Genomic DNA, 17,150 nt, shown 5'->3' with positions numbered 1-17,150 from the left:
ATATTACGCGGAAAATTATTATTCTAAGGTTTTTAACTGTGCGTCAATTACTCTATTCATTATGTTTCCTCGTTTTGATACTTTCGTTCTCCGCGAAGGCGCTTAAGGGAGTCACAACTCGTTGGGATAACGACAATCCGACACCTCTTCAAACCGAGTTTGACAATGTTCCGCTTCAAGAAATAAAACAAGCTGCAAATAGCGGAAATGATTCGGCGCAGCTTTATCTCGGCCAAGCTTATGAGATCGGCGACCAAGTTGAACTTGATTATTACAAAGCCAAAAGTTGGTATCAAAAATCCGCAGAGCAAGGCAACAAGTATGCTCAAGACAAGCTTGGCTGGATGCATGAAAGCGGAAACATGCCATTTCAAAATATCGCAACGTCTGCTCGTTGGTATAGAAAAGCCGCCGATCAGGGCTACGCGCCTGCACAAAACAGCCTAGCTTTTACTTACAAGCGAAGTGGAACTCAACTTGGCTACCAAAAAGCCATGGATCTTTATAAGAAATCGGCCCAGCAAGGCTTTGCACCTGCACAACGTAATATTGGTCTTTTATACGCAAACGGCCAAGGGGTCAAACTCGATTATACCAAAGCCAAACATTGGTATTTACTTGCCGCAAACAATGGAGATGGCGCCGCCGCTAATTTTTTAGGCTTGATGTATCAAGATGGTCTGGGTGTGAAGCAAAATAAAAAAACCGCGAAAGAGTGGTTTCAAAAAGCAGCAGAAAACAACAATTACCAAGGCATGCAAAACTACCTTGCGCTTAATAAGCTGACATATCAACAAGCTGACACACTGGCAAAATCAGGTGATCCGAATGCCCAACTCCAGTTATGTCATATGTACTTTAACGGCGATGAAATAGACGTAAATTATAAAAAGGCCGTTCACTGGTGTACTCAATCTGCCATCGGTGGCCAAATTAACGCACAACAAGATCTCGCGAGAATGTTTTTTGGTGGATTGATTGTTAAACAAAGCTATGAAAGCGCCTATGTATGGGCAAAAATCGCATCAACTAACAACAGAGATATGGACTCACTTCTCAATACGCTCACACAAGAACTTTCTAAAGAAAAAACGGCCCGAGCGGAAAAAGCCTATCGAGACTGCCTAAATAACAAACTAAGTAAAACTAATTGCCCTATTCCGACACCTATAGAATGAGTTAGTACTGCTCATTGGTGCTAAGGTCGAGTTTACATCCCATGACTTAAACCCTTGCGCCAAACTGAGCTCTGGTAAGGCATCAACAAACTGGTCTGGCATGGCCTATATTCTGGCGCTTGATGTTACTATCGAAAGAAGCACCAATTTCATTTAACGACATCAAAAATTTAACTCTTTACCTACTTTTCTAAGGTTAAACAAGTCTACATTATTTGAGAGTTTCTTCAGTTGCTCAGCATCAACCCCATGTATAAATTTTGAGTCTGGCTTGGCGAACGCTCCCAACCCTGAAAAGAACTTAATTAACGTTTTATTTTCACTTTGAGTCAAAGACTGCATCAAAGCATCCGATTCTCGCTTTGAACAGTCATATAGCTTCTCTTGATAGAGGTAAAATGTGACTCCCTTTTTCTTCTCCATATCCAAAGACTGGAACCAAGAATTATCAGGAAAACTTGCTGTGCTTTCTTCTGTCATGGCCACACACTTATCTGTTTTCTCAACCCAAGCGGTGATTGACTGTTCTGTATCTGCTTGAGCAGCACATCCAGTCAATAAAGCGATAGACGCCACAAGTTTATATAGCTGCATTGCTGACGCACTCCCAGAACTTTTTTTCTTTACCCGCTGTTTTCCATGACATTTGGCTAGCAACAAAATGTATTCGACTTTTTACGATAGAGGGAACAGAGCCCATGAGTTTGCCAAACATTTCCCAATCATGCTCTCTGATAGTCAACATCATAGAATAAGGAGTCTTAGTCATACTAGGAGTGCCAAAAATATAATAAAATGGTGTGGCAGATAAGGCACTTGCTAACATATTGCCAGAAGACATTATCTCTTTCACTTCCGTGACTGCTCGCTTACTTTTCTGATTCAGTTTCAAATCACTGATTTTACAATAACCCAGCCCAGCCATTTTATTCTCTCTTTTCATTTATAAATTTTGATTATACATCAATCACTTAAAAATTAATCATTTTGGTTAAAAATCATATTAATTTTATAACATCACTCCCATTTTCCACACACGTTATAGTATGTAACAAACATAGAGATACACCATGGATAATGTAGAAGTCTAATATTAGAGTGTTTACGAAGGAATATTGAATGCTTCTAAAAAGTAGACAATTCCAATCCAAATATAGAATATGACATTGTCTCAACTGGCGATTCATTATTATGGGCGCTTGGGCTATGTCTTAGATTGCTAGCCAAAATTAGCTGACACAGAATTTTGAACGCACTCTTTTGTAGAGTTCCGGAAACTCTACAGGGCTTGTCATTTGATTAATAAAAACGTTAAAGCAACTTTTCTTAAACGTAAAATTATTTGATGAATCAACATCGCCTTTTTTAAAATGTCTGGCGACACTTCTGAAACGTTGTTTGGATATTACACCTACAATATAAGCTTCGGGGTATTTCTCCAAAGATAAGTGCTTATTTTCAATTTGAGTTAATGATACAAATGCATACATATTGGCAGTTTGCATATCCATAGTATATTCAGGGATAGAGCACTCATACCCTAATGAAGGGGGAACTGTTCTAACTTTGGTTTTAACCTCAAGTGTATCATTGTTAAGTGAGTAATCATGGGTATGATTACTTCTATCATCTTCAAACCAAATGTTGTTGGCTTTTAGCCATGTTTCAACGACGACCTCACCAATTGTGCCTTCGAGTTTTGCTTGAATCTCCCCGCCTTTATCCTGTAAGTACTGTTTGAAGTTCAATCGGTATGATGGAAGGTTTGCAGCTCGCGCAATGGCGATTTCAAATATTTCAGGTGTAATTTCCATTTTTAAAAATGTCATATACTTAGTCCTTTAATCTACTAGGGAATACTTTTGAGGGGCAGGGAACAATAGATCTAGATTTTTCTTGTCAATTTTAAATAATGGTCCTTTCTCACTAACTCGATTGTTTTTACCGCTACGTTTGATGAGGTGGTCCATAGTTATTACTCCACATTCTATTAGTGGTAATAGTTGAGATGCCAATGGTTGTTTTGTATGAATTACACTCTTTAACTGAAAGTATTCTATACCTTCCTTTACAAAGCTTTCAGCTTCAATCCAAAAGGTTTCTGCGTGTTTTTCAAGTAAACGTTCGCGTAATATAGAACCCGGCCAAATTGCTACTAATTCTCCACTGTCATGCCATTCTTGAAGTTGATCATTTGACTTGTCGTATTTGAAATGTAGTCCTTGAGAATTTGGCTTCTGGGTACTAACAGTACAATAAAGCTTGAAATCATCTTCTCTTTGGTAACCATAGTTATCTAAGATTTCAGCACTTTTTTCGCATGGACTGATATCCCACTTCGCAACTTGAGCAAATAAGTTTGAGCGATTTTTCCCACCTCGACCAGATTTTAGCTCAATGCCTTTATAGTCTGGTAACTTGCTTGAGTTTGCCTCTATTCCAAGTAATATTTCTAACGTATAACCAATCGCCGTGTCACCTTTTCTTAATGCTTTAAAAGGTTTAATAGCTAAAGTTTTTAACTTTGTTAGTAACTCTTCAGCAATAGAGCTACCCGTATTTACGTAAGCTTTAATTAGCTGTCTAATTGGACTTTCTGGTTTATCTAATTCATTACTGATGGAATACTTAGATATATTTATTAAATATGGCTCATCCTCATATATGATGATCGCAACTTGATCACCTGCTTCAGCTAGTTCTCCCAACTTTCGAAACCACATACGGGGATCACCCTTTTTAGTATTGGGGCGATATAGACTTACCTTAGATCTAATGGTTTCAGAATCTGTTAGTAGGTAGGCCGTTTTGACAACTTTGTTTTCTATACCTTGTCCTTGAGAGTAATAATGGTGGAAATTTTCTAATTCGAAGTGAGTTCTAACAGGCTGTGTAGCGTCGAGAATTGACTTTTTTAGCCCAGTGATTGTTGGTTCAAATATAGAGTATTCTATAGCTAGCTTGGCTAGTTGAACTTTATTTCGTTGAACTAATTCTTTTACAGATTTATCCAGCTCAGAACTTCTTTCATTTTCAATATCATCAAACTCTTTATCAGAAAGAGTTACATCATCATCGTCAATAAAGTTTAGAGATACTTTTGGAGAGGGAATCTGAGCTTTCCAATGAAGTTCTATGATTGGCTTTAGTTCTTGCCAACTTGAATAACCAAATGTCTGACTTATAAGGTCATACGCTTGATATGTTTTAATGTGCTTTTCCTTTTTTAATTGCTTTACTAATTGTTTTAGTCGCTTCTCGCTTGGGTAGTTTGTTTCAGACATAACTACTGTTCCTTTTTACAGAGTGCACTAACAACACTGTTTGAAGTTAAAGGATCTGCACCAATTGCTTTACCGTAATAGGAGGGCTTTATATCCCAAGCCAACGGCTAGAGAAGAGAGAGGACAAGGCAGTACACCCTCAGGCTCTAACCAAGTGTGTAGATTTGTTTACTTGAGATTTGAAAAAACTCACTGCAAAACACCAACAAAAAAGTCGGAATCCACAGAGAGGACCACGGAGGGGTCTTTAAGAAGTGATTCAACTGCCGCTCTCACACAGCAGTATCTATGCTAAGTCATTGAACAAAATATGTAAAATAAAAAAGCACAAAATGCCTGGACTTTTAATCTTGCTGAACTTAAAATAGGGTTTAAGTATTTATTAATGAAGTAGTGTTTAATTTGAATCATATTGAGTTATTTGCAGGGTGTGGCGGTTTATCACTTGGCTTAGAAAGTGTTGGTTTTGAACTGGTTCTTGCGAACGAGCTATCGCCAATGGCAGCGGAAACTTTTACGTACAATTTTTTCAATGAAGACTTGGAAGAAAAAGCCAACCAAAATCATCAGCCTGAAAATGCTCTATGGCTTAATAGCAAGCACTCAAGCTTGAAGCCACGATTAAGAGAGAACCCATTTCAGTTTCCTATAGTCACTCAAGAAGGGTTTTCAGATATACCTTCAAATTTTAAAGAGTTAGACGGGAAACTAATCGTTGGTAGTATTATTGAACTGAATCGGTTATTGGAATGCTCTAAAGAGCTTGTTGATCAACTAAAAGGGGCATTTGGAAGAGATGGTGGATTAGACCTTGTTTCTGGAGGACCTCCTTGCCAATCCTTCAGTATGGCGGGAAAAAGAGAAAAAAATAGTGACAAAAATACACTTCCTTGGGAATTTGCTAATTTTGTCAAGCTAACTAAGCCTAAGCTAGTTTTACTTGAAAATGTAACTGGTATTCTTCGCGCATTTAAAGATGAAAATGGAAACAGCTTTCACGCTTGGTATGAAGTTGCAAAGGTTTTCGCTTCAATTGAGTATGTTCCAATTTGCCTTCACGTTAATGCTAGAAAAGCAGGAGTGGCCCAAAATAGACCTCGCTTTATATTAATAGGTGTTAGAGAAGATCATTATCAGCACATTAAACCAAGATTGAACGATACTGAATCCGAGATGTTTTCACACTCAATGGAGTTCTATTCCAAAGTAGATAAGTATGGCGAAAACCTTGAGTTTGGGCATTTAAACTATTACGACTCAAATAAAAGCTGTGATTTAAGCTATTTTGAGCAGTCATTTTTAAATGAATTAGTAAATTCGCCTGAAGTATCTGTTCGAGAAGCTATTGATGATTTAAAAGTTCATAATCCGTCAGAACCATCAGGCTTCGTTCTAGAGCTAAATCAAAGGTTTAAAAATTTAGAAAACAGAACGGAAATATTAAATCATGAACTTAGAAATAACAGTGCCATAGTTAAGAGAAGGTTCAGGCTATATCAAGTACTTCAACAAATTGGTGAAAGGCCGATTACTCAGTCTGTATTCAGAATTCTTAAGAATGAAACAGATACTTTGGAAGAGAATATATGGAACATTCTTTCTGGTTTTCAGTATCTGCATGAAAATGGCGAGCTTTCTCAATTTAAGTGTAAACTAGAGTTTGAAAATTACTTACAAGCTCACCCAACAAAAAAACAAACTCAGAAAGCTTTAATAGCTGAGTCACCAGCTCCAGCAGCTCTGTCTATACCCGACGATGCATGCCACTATGACGATCATGAACTCAGGGTTTTAACTGTTAGAGAGATGGCTCGGATACAGTCATTTCCTGATAACTTTGTTTTTCGATCAAAAATTACAACTGGTGGGCAAATGAGGAAGTTTGAAGTCCCACAATATACCCAAGTTGGCAATGCCGTACCTCCAATATTGGGCGCTGCATTGGGTAGTTGTATTTCAAAGCTATTGTAAATTATTTCTGATACAAAAGTGTCCTGAAAAAGTTGCGCAGAGCACTGCAAAATTAGTTGTCGCCACTTTAAAATTTCGAAGAAAAAAGCCGCTATCTAGCGGCTGTTAATACTTCGTATTTTACGAAGAGCAACCAACTTACTCGTTCCCGAACACGTTATTCTCTTGCTCTTGTACTCGGATGAAAGTCGTACGCTTGGTTAGCTCCTTAAGCTTTGCTGCGCCTACGTAGGTGCAGGTTGAGCGTACGCCGCCAAGGATATCTGAGATGGTGCCATGGACACTGCCACGAAATGGCAAGAGTACGGTTTTTCCTTCGGCCGCGCGGTACTGGGCAACACCGCCTGAATGTTTCTTCATGGCCGACTCTGACGACATGCCGTAGAATTTCATCATGGTTTGGCCGTCTTTTTCAATCAGTTCGCCGCCTGACTCTTCATGGCCAGCTAACATGCCGCCAAGCATCACAAAATCGGCGCCGCCGCCGAAGGCTTTTGCTACATCGCCTGCGCATGAACAGCCACCGTCACCAATGATCATGCCGCCAAGGCCATGGGCCGCATCGCCACATTCAATAATAGCTGAAAGCTGAGGATAACCAACACCTGTTTTCACTCGTGTGGTACAGACAGAGCCAGGACCAATGCCGACTTTTACGATATCTGCACCGGCTAAAATCAACTCTTCACACATGTCGCCCGTGACCACATTACCAGCTGAAATCACTTTATCTGGAAAAGCGACTCTGACTTTTTCAATGTATTCAACCAGATGCTCCGAGTAGCCATTGGCAATATCGATACAGATGAAGATAAGCTCATCGCTTAGCGCCATAATATCTTTGGTCTTTTGAAAATCAGCTTCCGAGGTGCCAGTTGATACCATGACGTTTTTCAGTGTTTGGCTATCGGCACTTTTAACAAACTCAGCCCAATCATCAACCGTGTAATGCTTGTGAACCGCGGTCATCACACCATGCTCGGCAAGGGCTTTGGCCATTGCAAAGCTACCGACAGAGTCCATATTGGCTGCAATTACAGGGGTGCCTGACCATTGACGACCGCTGTGCTTGAATGTAAACTCGCGGGTTAATTCAACTTGAGAACGGCTTTTGAGCGTTGATCGCTTTGGGCGAAAGAGTACGTCTTTAAAACCTAACTTAAGTTCTTGTTCGATACGCATTGTGCATTTCCTTGATTCGATTGTGTAAGTGTCACTGACAAACTGCGGTGTAAAAGCGTTGGCAGACGCGATTACTGTTTTTCGGACACAAAAAAACCGGAGCGTTGGCAGACGCTCCGGTTTTCAGCATTATAGGCTGTGATTTATTTCCCGCAAGACTGATATTTGCAATTTTTTTGTGGTACCATTTCGAATGTCTGCAAACCAAATTTCACCTCAATACTGCTTTGCAATCACACCCATCTACCTCTTTTAATCATTAGCCAAAAACCGTATATGTGGCAACAAATCACTAGCGCATAATCCTCGCTCTCCCTTTTTTTCAGCCTCTCTGTCTGCTGCAAGGCTATGAATCATCACCCCTTTTACTGCCGCACTCAGAGTATTTTCGCCTTGAGCCAACAAACCTATGACTACGCCAGTAAGTACATCGCCCATTCCTGCACTAGCCATTCCAGGGTTGCCCGCATTACAAACATACGTAGTTTTACCATCGAATATCACCGTGCCAGCCCCTTTTAGCACAATTACGCCGCCGTATTGAACATGCAGTTTTTCTATCGCTCGGTATCGGTCGCGTTCAACATCATTAATCGAACAATCAAGCAATCTCGCGGCTTCGCCAGGATGAGGCGTAAGAATTCTTTGGTTATCTTTGCTAGGATGAGACGCCAATAAGTTTAATGCATCGGCATCAAACACTTTGTTGATGTTTAATGAGCAGACGCGATCAAACATCTTTTTTGCAGCGCTGTCAGTACCAAGCCCTGGTCCTATCGCGATGCAGTTACACCACTGATTAAGCCTATGTTCTAGCTGATTTTTATCCTGCCATGATGCCGCCATCACTTCAGGGCAAGCAATGATTGAGGCAAGCGTATTATCTGGATGAGTAAGAAGTGCGGTTAACCCTGCCCCAACGCGCATGCAGGCTTGACTGCTTAGCAATGCAGCACCGCCCATACCTTGGTTTCCACCAATAATGAGTGCTTTACCATGATGACCTTTATGAGCCGATTTACGTCGTTTTTCTATCGGCGCAAAATCACAAACAGAATTAAGAAGGTGTGCTAGTGGGTTGTTTTGCTTATCAAACACATCTTCGACGCCCAAACCACAAAAATGCACTTTACCTACGTAATCACGCGCTTGGCCAGTGAATAGACCACATTTGAGGCCAATAAACGACACTGTATGCTGAGCATGAATACTCACCCCCAAGCTTCGACCAGTATCACTAGATAGCCCTGAAGGTACATCAACAGAAATAATGTCTGCGCCACTATTGTTCAGTTTTTCAATCAGTTGAACCGCGTTGGGCCTTACTTCACCTTTGAGACCAGTTCCGAGCAGTGCATCAATAATACAGTCAAAAGCTAATTCTTGGTCAAGATCCGGCGTTTGCGTCTCACCACCTGCGGCGAGAAAATCATGATAAGCGGTTAGCGCATCACCAGAGAGTTGGTCTTTATCAACACTTTGCCAGACACAAACCTGCATTCCGGCTTCAAGGGCTAACTTGGCAATCACATAACCATCACCGCCATTATTGCCTCCACCACACACCACCAACACTCGGCTACAATCTGGGTATTGGTGACGCATTAGATCAAATACCGCCTTTCCCGCCCTAAGCATTAACTCATACATAGCAATGGACTTAGCTTTTGCCGTCTCAACTTCTCCTGATTTAACTTGTTCGGCGCGATAAAGCGGAATACTTGATGGCATGTGTTCTCCTAAAAGTAATAAGGGCCAGACCAATCTGACCCTTATTTAATCATATCTACGATATCATTTACTTTGACTAAGTACACTTAACGCCTCAGAAGTCGCATCTTGAATGGATAAGAACAAAGACTTAATTTCTCCGGTCGGGGTTCTCATTGGATTCAAAGTAATGTTTTGATACATGTATTTCGCTTGCTGGGTAACAGGGCGAACATTTCGGCACTTGAACAAGTATTGGCGCTGATGCCAAGTAATAAAGCTGCGACAACCAAGATCATAGACAGGCTTAGCCTTCATTTTAAACCATTCTTCTGGTATTTCAGGAAAGATCTCAAAAATGGATTTATCAATCGCATCATGACCATGCATGCCACTGTGGTGAGTCATAAAGCCATTCCACACTTGGACTTTGTATTCTCTGTTAATGACTATCAAACCCAAGTCGACGTTTTGTACCATATCGACCATCCAGTGAAACTGCTCAAATTCGGCAGGAAGGTTGACCATCAGAAGTCCTCCATTAAGTAGGATAACTTGTCGTCGAGTAATGGAAGCGATTCATCAACGAACATAAACAATAAATCACAGCGTATTGCCGTACCATCAATGTTGTAGCTCACTTCAAAAGTCATGGTCTTTTGAAACGCGCCTTCTGTATTTTGAATAATCGAGTCTATTGAGATATGTTGACCTAACAGCTCTGGTGAACTTTGAAAAAAACGCACTTCCGCTTGCTTACCCAAACCATTAAGGAATGAGCCCACCAAGATATTCGACACATCCATTAAGAGCTCAAGTTCTTCAAGCTCTTCACTTTCAGCAGGCACCTTCATTAATTTTTTAAGGTCACACACACTCGAGTCACTCAAAAGTACGAGAGCTTCTCCTGCTAACCCTTCACCGCTAAAACCTTGACAGACTCCAGACACTTGGTCGTTATCGGCCAAATCTCTCAGCGCCATTTGCAGTTCACTGACTTCCAAAATATTCACGTTCGGCAGTGGAAGGTGAACAAATACATCAAAATGTCGTGCGAGCGCATCCGCCGCGACACCAATCGCAACGTTTGCTACTTCTCGGTATATATCACGACGTTTAAGGACAGGCAGATCAAGTGGCGCAGGAGCGACCATTTGCGGCTGAGAAGGAGGTTCAACAAGCTCTTTCAGCACACCATTAAGTATGTCTTTATCTATAGGCTTCTGAATAAAAGCTTTGGCGCCAGAAGCCATCACGCGTTCTTTCGCCTTGGGTTGAATATCACCCGATACCACCACAACTTTGATGTCAATACCGCGAGCCTGAATCTCATCTAAGGTACCAAAACCATCAAGCTCAGGCATGGTTAAGTCAAGAAACATGATTTTGAATTCGTTCTGTTCCAACTGCTCCAAAGCGTCAAGGCCATGGACAGCAAAAGTGATTTCTGCATTTAAAGCGGGGGGTAGTGATCGCGCCATTTGCTTGCGGGCGAGCGCAGAGTCATCACAGATGAGAACAGGTAAAGACATGAATGCACCTAATCAGTAACATGTTTATCAATAATTTCAGTGTAACAGATGCTCAAGATCTCGAAGTGGTTAAAGCAAAAAATACACAAGATCCGAGCAGAAAAATTAATGTTGCCAAACCACAACACATTGACTAGCAAATGGTAAAAACCACACCAGCCGCTTACTACTATTCATCATCGGCTCCAGAGTTGAACACATCTTCGTCAAAGTTTTCATCTCGATATTTGGCCGCTATTTCTCTAAATACGTGTTCTATGTTAAGGAAAGCTTGGACCACCAAAGGTTCGAAATGTGTGCCCTCGCCCTCTGCAATAATTTCAAGTGCCTTGTCATGGGGAAAAGCGGGTTTATAAACACGCTCGCAAATCAGAGCATCATACACATCAGCGAGCGCCATTAAACGAGCACTCAAAGGAATATCCGTGCCCCTTAACCCTTCTGGGTATCCGCTACCGTCCCATTTCTCCTGATGGCTATAAGCAATTTCTTTTGCCAAGGTTAAAAACTCACACTTAAAATCGATCGAATCTTCTACCGACATCAACACCGCTCGGCCAAGGATGGTGTGGCGTTTCATTACCTCAAACTCTTCTGAAGTCAGGCGGCCCGGCTTGAGCAAGACCTCGTCTGGAATCCCCACTTTACCGATGTCATGCAGAGGAGCCGACCGATAGAGCAAATTAATCGACTCTGGGGTTAGCTCATCAACATAATGCCCCATACTGACCAGCTCTTCCGCAAGTACCTTTACGTAATGTTGGGTCCGGCGAATATGGTTTCCTGTTTCGTTATCACGAGTTTCTGCCAACGAGGCCATGGCGCCAATCGTTGCATTCTGCAACATTTCTAACTCGTAAGTACGCTCTTTCACTCGCTCTTCTAAGCGCTCGTTTTGCTTTTCGAGAGCACTAACCGCATGTTTTAATTTCAGGTGTGTATTAATACGGGAAAGCAATATCGGTGGGCTCACCGGCTTGTGGATATAATCGACTCCCCCAACTTCAAAGCCCCGTTGCTCGTTCTCAATTTCAGACTTGGCGGTTAAGAATATTACCGGAATATCACAGGTTACGGGGTCTTTTTTTAGCTGTTCGCACACCTCATAACCATCCATCTCTGGCATCATTACGTCTAACAATACGATATCAGGCTGTTTTTTTGTACAAATATTTAGCGCCTGTTTGCCCCCAGTAGAGACAATCACACGATAGTGTGGCTTTAATAACCCGCTGAGCAACACTCTATTTTCAGCATTGTCATCAACAATCAAAACACTAGCCAGATGCTGTTCCACGCCTACTCCTGACATCATAATTCAACAAAAGCCATACAAGTCAGTCACTTAAAATCTGCTTCAAAAAATCATACAAAGCTCGAATGTGACTAGCTTAGCTTTCGGATCTTGTAAGTATTGAAGTACAACTCGCCCTCGTCAAGGAGATGTATAATCAACATCTAATCTCACTTTTAAAGAGTTATATATACAAAATAGATACTTATTAACGATAAACAGCGATTATCACAGTACGACTAAATTGAAATACACCATGGATTTTTCAAATATCCATTTTTGTGCATATACTAATGACGAATATGTCAATATCAGTTAAAGAGAAGCAGGTAAAGTCAATGCGTGTTAACGAACCCGTGACGCAGAAAGAAGTCACTTATCCACCCGAATACAATTTACTTTCGATCACTAAAACCAGTAGTCATATTACCTATGCCAGTAAAGAGTTTTGTGACGTTGCTGGGTATACGTTAGACGAACTCTTGGATCAGCCACACAATATCGTTCGCCACCCTGATATGCCACCTGAAGCATTCAACGATATGTGGAACTTTCTCAAGGCTGGAAAGTCTTGGATGGGCATAGTCAAAAATCGCTGTAAGAATGGGGATCATTATTGGGTCGATGCTTTTGCATCCCCTATAAAAGTCAACGGCCAAATCGCTGAGTACCAATCCGTTCGTTTATGTCCAAGTCGCCAACATGTTGCCAATGCTGAAAAAATCTATGCTCAACTAAAAGCAGGCAAAACGCCCACCAAATTAAAACTACCTAGAACTCGGTTATGGCAACGTCTAGCAGGCGCGTTACTTGGTTCCGGCATCATTGCGACAACAGTCGCGAGCTTTTCAGCTATCGGAGCTGTGTGGTTGTTTTTCATACTAGCGACTTTTTCAGGCTATATGCTAACTCGCCGTTTGGAAGCACTTTCCGCGCAAGCTAGAGAAGTATTTAACAACCCACTAATGGAATTGGTATACAACGGTCATATTGATGATGTCTCAGAAATCGCGTTAGCGCTGAAGATGAGACAATCCGAGCTCAATGCCGTTGTGGGGCGTATTCAGGATTCCAATCACCAAATCGCTGGTGCTGCTCAGTCATCTGCTCAAAACTGTGAAACAACCGCAGACAACCTGTCGGGGCAAACCTCTGAAACAGAGCAAGTGGCCGCTGCAATAAATCAAATGCATTCGACCGCTCATGAGATTGCTCAAAATGCTCAAAACGCTTCAGATGCCACGGAAAAAGCCAGCGAAGCGGTCGTCGAAGGCAAAGACTCTGTCGGACAAACTGTTTCTTCTATGAATGAGCTTTCCCGTCAGCTGGGAGTGGCCTCAGAAGTGGTTCAGCAACTTTCAGAGCATGGACGCACGATCGGCGAGGTACTTATCGTCATTCAAGGTGTCGCTGAACAAACCAATCTACTTGCTCTCAATGCAGCGATAGAGGCTGCGCGGGCAGGCGAGCAAGGGCGAGGTTTTGCAGTCGTTGCAGACGAGGTACGTAAACTCGCACAGCGAAGCCATGAATCGACTGAAGAAATACAAAATATCATTAATTTAATACAAACCAGTACAGATAAAGCCGTACAGGCAATGGATGAGGGCAACAAGCTTTCAGATGTCTGTGTCGATTGCGCAAGCACATCAGGTGAAAAGCTAGACGCTTTATTCGCTCAGGTAACAGACATATCAGACCGAAACAATCAAATAGCAACCGCAATTGAAGAAATGGCTCGTGTTACTGAGGATATGAACTCTAGCGTTCAATCCATAAGCGAGGTATGTTCTGCGACCAATATCTTGGCCAGTGACACTAAGGAAGAGTGTGAGTCGTTAGTTGACAACTTAAACTCTCAAGGTCAGCTTGTTAACCAGTTTAGAAAGCTGTAAAAATAAATGCCTTCCATGTTTGGAAGGCAGCGTATATTTGAATCGGCTATTGCGACATCCGAATTAAAGACTTGCCAATCAACCACTCCACCTCTTTGGCACTCGTTTCACCAAACTGAGATTCCGCGGTCTGGTATATGCGCTCGATACCACTTTTTGCAAAGCTATGAGCATTTTTTGACGTGACAATGTGGTGAAATAGCAAACGTAATATTGCCAAAAACTCCGAACGCTCCAACGCGTTGCCCCAGCTGTCTGAAAAGTCTGTTAGGCTTCCATCTAAGTTTAAGTGCTCAATGAATAACTTAAAGAGTCGTCCATCTAGCGCTTCTGTGAAGTCAGTTTTCTTAGGGAAATGATGACTTATTCCTGTCCTCGACACGCCCGTTTGCTGGCTTAGGGTGGTGTATGACATTTTGTCATACCCCAAACGCAACAGTTGGTCCACGACAGCATCCATTATTTTCTGAATCGTGATTTCAGTATCTTCTTTACTACGTTTTGGCATGGTCAGGCTCTTCTCTTTGTAAATCCATCTAACTTACACAAATCAACTATGGTGCCCGCTAACAAGCCTGGATAACTCTCAGTCAAACTTATGATGTCAACAACAAAAAGGCTAAAGAGCGTCCCAAAGAACAGCAAGGTGATCTCACATCCACTGCGATGAGTAATAGTACACACCCCTTTGAAATCACATATAAATATGCAAATAACGGGAAACATTGCTGATTCGTATAATTAACTTGCGATAATCGTATAAATTACGATTTCTGACAACTCGATGAATGCTATCATTAGCTTGTAAGCACATGATATTTATCTACAATATGATTAAGCTCACATTATTTGACATGTCTATCAATTCTCAATCCTTAATTTCGAAACAAAAATATTTATAAGTACAAATGTTTTTATGGATAACTGCCACATAGAAAGATAAAATAACCATACTTTTTGTAAGAGGATTGAAATGATGAACAAAACACAAGAAAAGGCTGAAGTCTGCGAAGCGTGCGGCTGTGCTGGAGAAATGGGTTTCATTATTAAAGAAGGCGATGATATCGCAGAAGTCGTTATTCACGCTGAGCACAAAAAGGCACTAGAAACTGAATTAGAAAAATATGTTGCGCTTGCTTTTGAAGTATCTAAGGAGGTCCAATACCATGTATCACCTGTCACCGAAGATTCCACTCAGCTCACGGCCAAATTCCAATTTGGTGTGAGTGCTGAAAAACTAATTTTTGAGCTCAAAACACGCTCTCTCGCCCAATAATACATGACAGAGGACTAAATTCCTGCTTTTCGTCGTTGAAGCCGCATGAATGTTGACCCAGTAACCGCCTTTCGTTAATACTTGTTACAAAGCACTCTTGGAGTCAAAACATGTTGCCATGGCTCACCTTTGTTATAACAGGCTTGTTCGCTAGTACAGCATTGAGCGAGCCAATTAACCATTATCATATCTTGAACCATATTGATAACTACGGAAATTTAGATCTTCGTAATAAGCCTTACTTGGAATTACCAGCAGGTTTGGTGGTTAAGGGCAACCTTAATATTGCTAAAACAAGCATCAAAGAAATCCCAGCAGATGTCGATATTCAAGGCAGTTTAGATGCTTCAAATAGTGCACTCAAAAAGATAGCTAAAGGGGTAAATATCAAAGGCTATGCAAACCTACTTGCGTCACAAATCGCGTCTTGGCCGGGAGGTGTCAAAGTCGGCGGCTACATAAACCTAACAGATACTCCACTGACAAGACTCCCACCCCGCTTAAAAGTGAAGGGAGACCTGAGTGTCATCAGGACCCCCTTAAATGCATTACCAGAAGGCATAGTTGTTGAAGGAAACTTATACATTGGTGGTTCGAAAATCACAGAATTTCCCGATAAAATGACAGTGAAAGGCAATATTTTCCTTGGTGGAAACCGTATATCCAAATGGCCAAAAAACTTAGATTTGGGTGGAGCTGTTGCACCTTAAACAAAAGCGCTCATTAAGCGCTTTTGTTTTTGAGTGGGTTAGCGTAGCTCGCTAGCAGATGCGCTTTTGCCCCCTCTGGTAACTGACTCAGTTTCGTTGAGAGTTTATCCTTAACATTTTGAGCAACATCATCGTTACCCGCTGCTAATTCATTGATTGGGTATAACTTGTAGTTACCATGAATTTGTCGATCAATTTCTTCAGCTAAAGCTTCTGGTGATTCAAATTCTCCTTCTATCACGTCACCAAAAGCGACATGCACTCGCCCTTTTTCACCAATAATACCCTGAACAATACTTTCTATATCCTCAAACTCACTTTTTTCATAGCTCCCCTGCGTCTCAAGTTGGTGTAACTCTAGCGCTTTCGACACATCACAAGGATCATTTTCATAGGAAATAGACACAGGGACAATTCTAAGAGCCTGTATATATTGTGAGAATTCAATTTTTTGCTTGCGACCTTCAACGTGAAACATTTTTAAAATCGCTGGATCAGTGAAGTCATTTCCATCTTTTGCTCGGCCTTCTTTCTGTGCAATCCAAATTGAGTTTCCTGAGTCTAAAGAATGCTTAATGTAGCTTGATAGAGTGCCTAGTGCTTTCATCATTTCCCTAGGCCCTTTGGCAGAACGTTTAACAATAAAACTTTTATTGAGTCTCATCAGCTCGGTCGCACACGGCTTTTTAAGCAGATTGTCACCAATCGCAATTCTAACCGTTTTGTGTTCGGTTTTATTGAGGCCATAGTTGACCAGAGCAGGATCCATTGCGATATCTCTATGATTTGAGATAAAAAGGTACGACGTCTGCTTGTCTAGTTTATCCAAACCCGAGTAAGACACGCCATTGGTAGTCGTATTCAATATTTGTTCAAGATACTTTTTTACTTCGAGTTGAATACTGTCTACCGACTTAAGCTTAGACCACTTCATTTTGAGATAGACTTTCACTAATGGAGACATTAAGGCCTTAAACCAAGCAGCATGATTAGCAAACTTGTGCTGAAGAATTGCACTAATGAATTCTTCATCGGCGATAAGGCGATTAATCGCTGCTGGAATTTCATCATCATTGTAAGGACGAATTTCGTGATAAGGGTCTTTATTAACAGTCATA

General features: G+C 41.3%; 16 protein-coding genes. 5 read left to right on the top strand and 11 right to left on the bottom strand.

What is annotated here, in order from left to right:
• The first annotated feature begins 38 nt into the window (after positions 1-38).
• Positions 39-1,178, top strand: a complete 1,140-nt coding sequence (locus tag FIV01_RS14940) for an SEL1-like repeat protein (protein WP_152431805.1) — start codon at positions 39-41, stop codon at positions 1,176-1,178.
• Positions 1,179-1,340: 162 nt separating this feature from the next.
• Here FIV01_RS14940 and FIV01_RS14935 read toward each other — a convergent pair whose 3' ends face one another.
• The 4 genes from FIV01_RS14935 to FIV01_RS14920 form a co-directional block, all read right to left on the bottom strand.
• On the bottom strand, positions 1,341-1,772 hold the full coding sequence (locus tag FIV01_RS14935; RefSeq protein WP_152431804.1) for a hypothetical protein: 432 nt from the start codon (positions 1,770-1,772) through the stop codon (positions 1,341-1,343).
• Complete coding sequence (locus FIV01_RS14930; RefSeq protein ID WP_246210507.1) at positions 1,759-2,121, bottom strand: hypothetical protein; 363 nt, start codon at positions 2,119-2,121, stop codon at positions 1,759-1,761. Before FIV01_RS14930 ends, FIV01_RS14935 begins: the two co-directional genes overlap by 14 nt.
• 286 nt (positions 2,122-2,407) lie before the next feature.
• Positions 2,408-3,007 (bottom strand): hypothetical protein, encoded by a 600-nt coding sequence (locus FIV01_RS14925; RefSeq protein WP_152431803.1) that lies wholly within the window; start codon positions 3,005-3,007, stop codon positions 2,408-2,410.
• Between the two features lie 12 nt (positions 3,008-3,019).
• Positions 3,020-4,462, bottom strand: a complete 1,443-nt coding sequence (locus tag FIV01_RS14920; RefSeq protein WP_152431802.1) for an MvaI/BcnI family restriction endonuclease — start codon at positions 4,460-4,462, stop codon at positions 3,020-3,022.
• A 402-nt stretch (positions 4,463-4,864) separates the two neighbouring features.
• Here FIV01_RS14920 and FIV01_RS14915 point away from each other — a divergent pair, with 402 nt between their 5' ends.
• A complete protein-coding gene (locus tag FIV01_RS14915; RefSeq protein WP_152431801.1) occupies positions 4,865-6,433 on the top strand; it encodes a DNA cytosine methyltransferase in 1,569 nt (522 codons plus the stop codon).
• Between the two features lie 138 nt (positions 6,434-6,571).
• On the opposite strand, the gene FIV01_RS14910 is transcribed toward FIV01_RS14915, so the two are convergent.
• From FIV01_RS14910 to FIV01_RS14890, 5 genes are all read right to left on the bottom strand, one after another.
• On the bottom strand, positions 6,572-7,615 hold the full coding sequence (locus FIV01_RS14910; RefSeq protein ID WP_152431800.1) for a GMP reductase: 1,044 nt from the start codon (positions 7,613-7,615) through the stop codon (positions 6,572-6,574).
• A 252-nt stretch (positions 7,616-7,867) separates the two neighbouring features.
• The gene (locus FIV01_RS14905; RefSeq protein WP_152431799.1) at positions 7,868-9,346 is read right to left on the bottom strand and encodes an NAD(P)H-hydrate dehydratase; all 1,479 of its coding nucleotides are present in this window, start codon (positions 9,344-9,346) and stop codon (positions 7,868-7,870) included.
• A gap of 63 nt (positions 9,347-9,409) precedes the next feature.
• Positions 9,410-9,853: a hypothetical protein gene (locus FIV01_RS14900; protein WP_152431798.1), complete on the bottom strand. Its 444-nt coding sequence runs from the start codon at positions 9,851-9,853 to the stop codon at positions 9,410-9,412.
• A complete protein-coding gene (locus FIV01_RS14895) occupies positions 9,853-10,857 on the bottom strand; it encodes a response regulator (RefSeq protein WP_152431797.1) in 1,005 nt (334 codons plus the stop codon). Before FIV01_RS14895 ends, FIV01_RS14900 begins: the two co-directional genes overlap by 1 nt.
• Positions 10,858-11,026: 169 nt before the next feature.
• Positions 11,027-12,154: a response regulator gene (locus FIV01_RS14890; RefSeq protein WP_152431796.1), complete on the bottom strand. Its 1,128-nt coding sequence runs from the start codon at positions 12,152-12,154 to the stop codon at positions 11,027-11,029.
• A gap of 335 nt (positions 12,155-12,489) precedes the next feature.
• Here FIV01_RS14890 and FIV01_RS14885 point away from each other — a divergent pair, with 335 nt between their 5' ends.
• Positions 12,490-14,046, top strand: a complete 1,557-nt coding sequence (locus tag FIV01_RS14885) for a methyl-accepting chemotaxis protein (RefSeq protein ID WP_152432746.1) — start codon at positions 12,490-12,492, stop codon at positions 14,044-14,046.
• Between the two features lie 46 nt (positions 14,047-14,092).
• Here FIV01_RS14885 and FIV01_RS14880 read toward each other — a convergent pair whose 3' ends face one another.
• Positions 14,093-14,554, bottom strand: coding sequence for a TetR family transcriptional regulator (locus tag FIV01_RS14880; protein ID WP_152431795.1), 462 nt, complete (start codon positions 14,552-14,554; stop codon positions 14,093-14,095).
• 468 nt (positions 14,555-15,022) lie between these two features.
• Between FIV01_RS14880 and FIV01_RS14875 the strand changes: the two genes are divergently transcribed.
• Complete coding sequence (locus FIV01_RS14875; RefSeq protein WP_152432745.1) at positions 15,023-15,322, top strand: DUF406 family protein; 300 nt, start codon at positions 15,023-15,025, stop codon at positions 15,320-15,322.
• A 110-nt stretch (positions 15,323-15,432) separates the two neighbouring features.
• On the top strand, positions 15,433-16,032 hold the full coding sequence (locus FIV01_RS14870) for a hypothetical protein (protein ID WP_152431794.1): 600 nt from the start codon (positions 15,433-15,435) through the stop codon (positions 16,030-16,032).
• Between the two features lie 13 nt (positions 16,033-16,045).
• Here FIV01_RS14870 and FIV01_RS14865 read toward each other — a convergent pair whose 3' ends face one another.
• Positions 16,046-17,149, bottom strand: coding sequence for a 1-acyl-sn-glycerol-3-phosphate acyltransferase (locus FIV01_RS14865; RefSeq protein ID WP_152431793.1), 1,104 nt, complete (start codon positions 17,147-17,149; stop codon positions 16,046-16,048).
• Between the last annotated feature and the right edge of the window lies 1 nt (position 17,150).

This window comes from Vibrio aquimaris (assembly GCF_009363415.1).
GTDB classification, from domain to species: domain Bacteria; phylum Pseudomonadota; class Gammaproteobacteria; order Enterobacterales; family Vibrionaceae; genus Vibrio; species Vibrio aquimaris.
The sequence above is the reverse complement of the archived record's forward strand: the minus strand, read 5'-3'. Positions and strand labels throughout refer to the sequence as shown.

Coding starts and splice junctions, on each gene's coding strand:
- FIV01_RS14935 (WP_152431804.1), bottom strand. CDS start 1,772: ATGCAGCTATATAAACTTGTGGCGTCTATCGCTTTATTGACTGGATGT.
- FIV01_RS14930 (WP_246210507.1), bottom strand. CDS start 2,121: ATGAAAAGAGAGAATAAAATGGCTGGGCTGGGTTATTGTAAAATCAGT.
- FIV01_RS14925 (WP_152431803.1), bottom strand. CDS start 3,007: ATGACATTTTTAAAAATGGAAATTACACCTGAAATATTTGAAATCGCC.
- FIV01_RS14920 (WP_152431802.1), bottom strand. CDS start 4,462: ATGTCTGAAACAAACTACCCAAGCGAGAAGCGACTAAAACAATTAGTA.
- FIV01_RS14910 (WP_152431800.1), bottom strand. CDS start 7,615: ATGCGTATCGAACAAGAACTTAAGTTAGGTTTTAAAGACGTACTCTTT.
- FIV01_RS14905 (WP_152431799.1), bottom strand. CDS start 9,346: ATGCCATCAAGTATTCCGCTTTATCGCGCCGAACAAGTTAAATCAGGA.
- FIV01_RS14900 (WP_152431798.1), bottom strand. CDS start 9,853: ATGGTCAACCTTCCTGCCGAATTTGAGCAGTTTCACTGGATGGTCGAT.
- FIV01_RS14895 (WP_152431797.1), bottom strand. CDS start 10,857: ATGTCTTTACCTGTTCTCATCTGTGATGACTCTGCGCTCGCCCGCAAG.
- FIV01_RS14885 (WP_152432746.1), top strand. CDS start 12,490: ATGCGTGTTAACGAACCCGTGACGCAGAAAGAAGTCACTTATCCACCC.
- FIV01_RS14880 (WP_152431795.1), bottom strand. CDS start 14,554: ATGCCAAAACGTAGTAAAGAAGATACTGAAATCACGATTCAGAAAATA.
- FIV01_RS14875 (WP_152432745.1), top strand. CDS start 15,023: ATGAACAAAACACAAGAAAAGGCTGAAGTCTGCGAAGCGTGCGGCTGT.
- FIV01_RS14870 (WP_152431794.1), top strand. CDS start 15,433: ATGTTGCCATGGCTCACCTTTGTTATAACAGGCTTGTTCGCTAGTACA.
- FIV01_RS14865 (WP_152431793.1), bottom strand. CDS start 17,149: ATGACTGTTAATAAAGACCCTTATCACGAAATTCGTCCTTACAATGAT.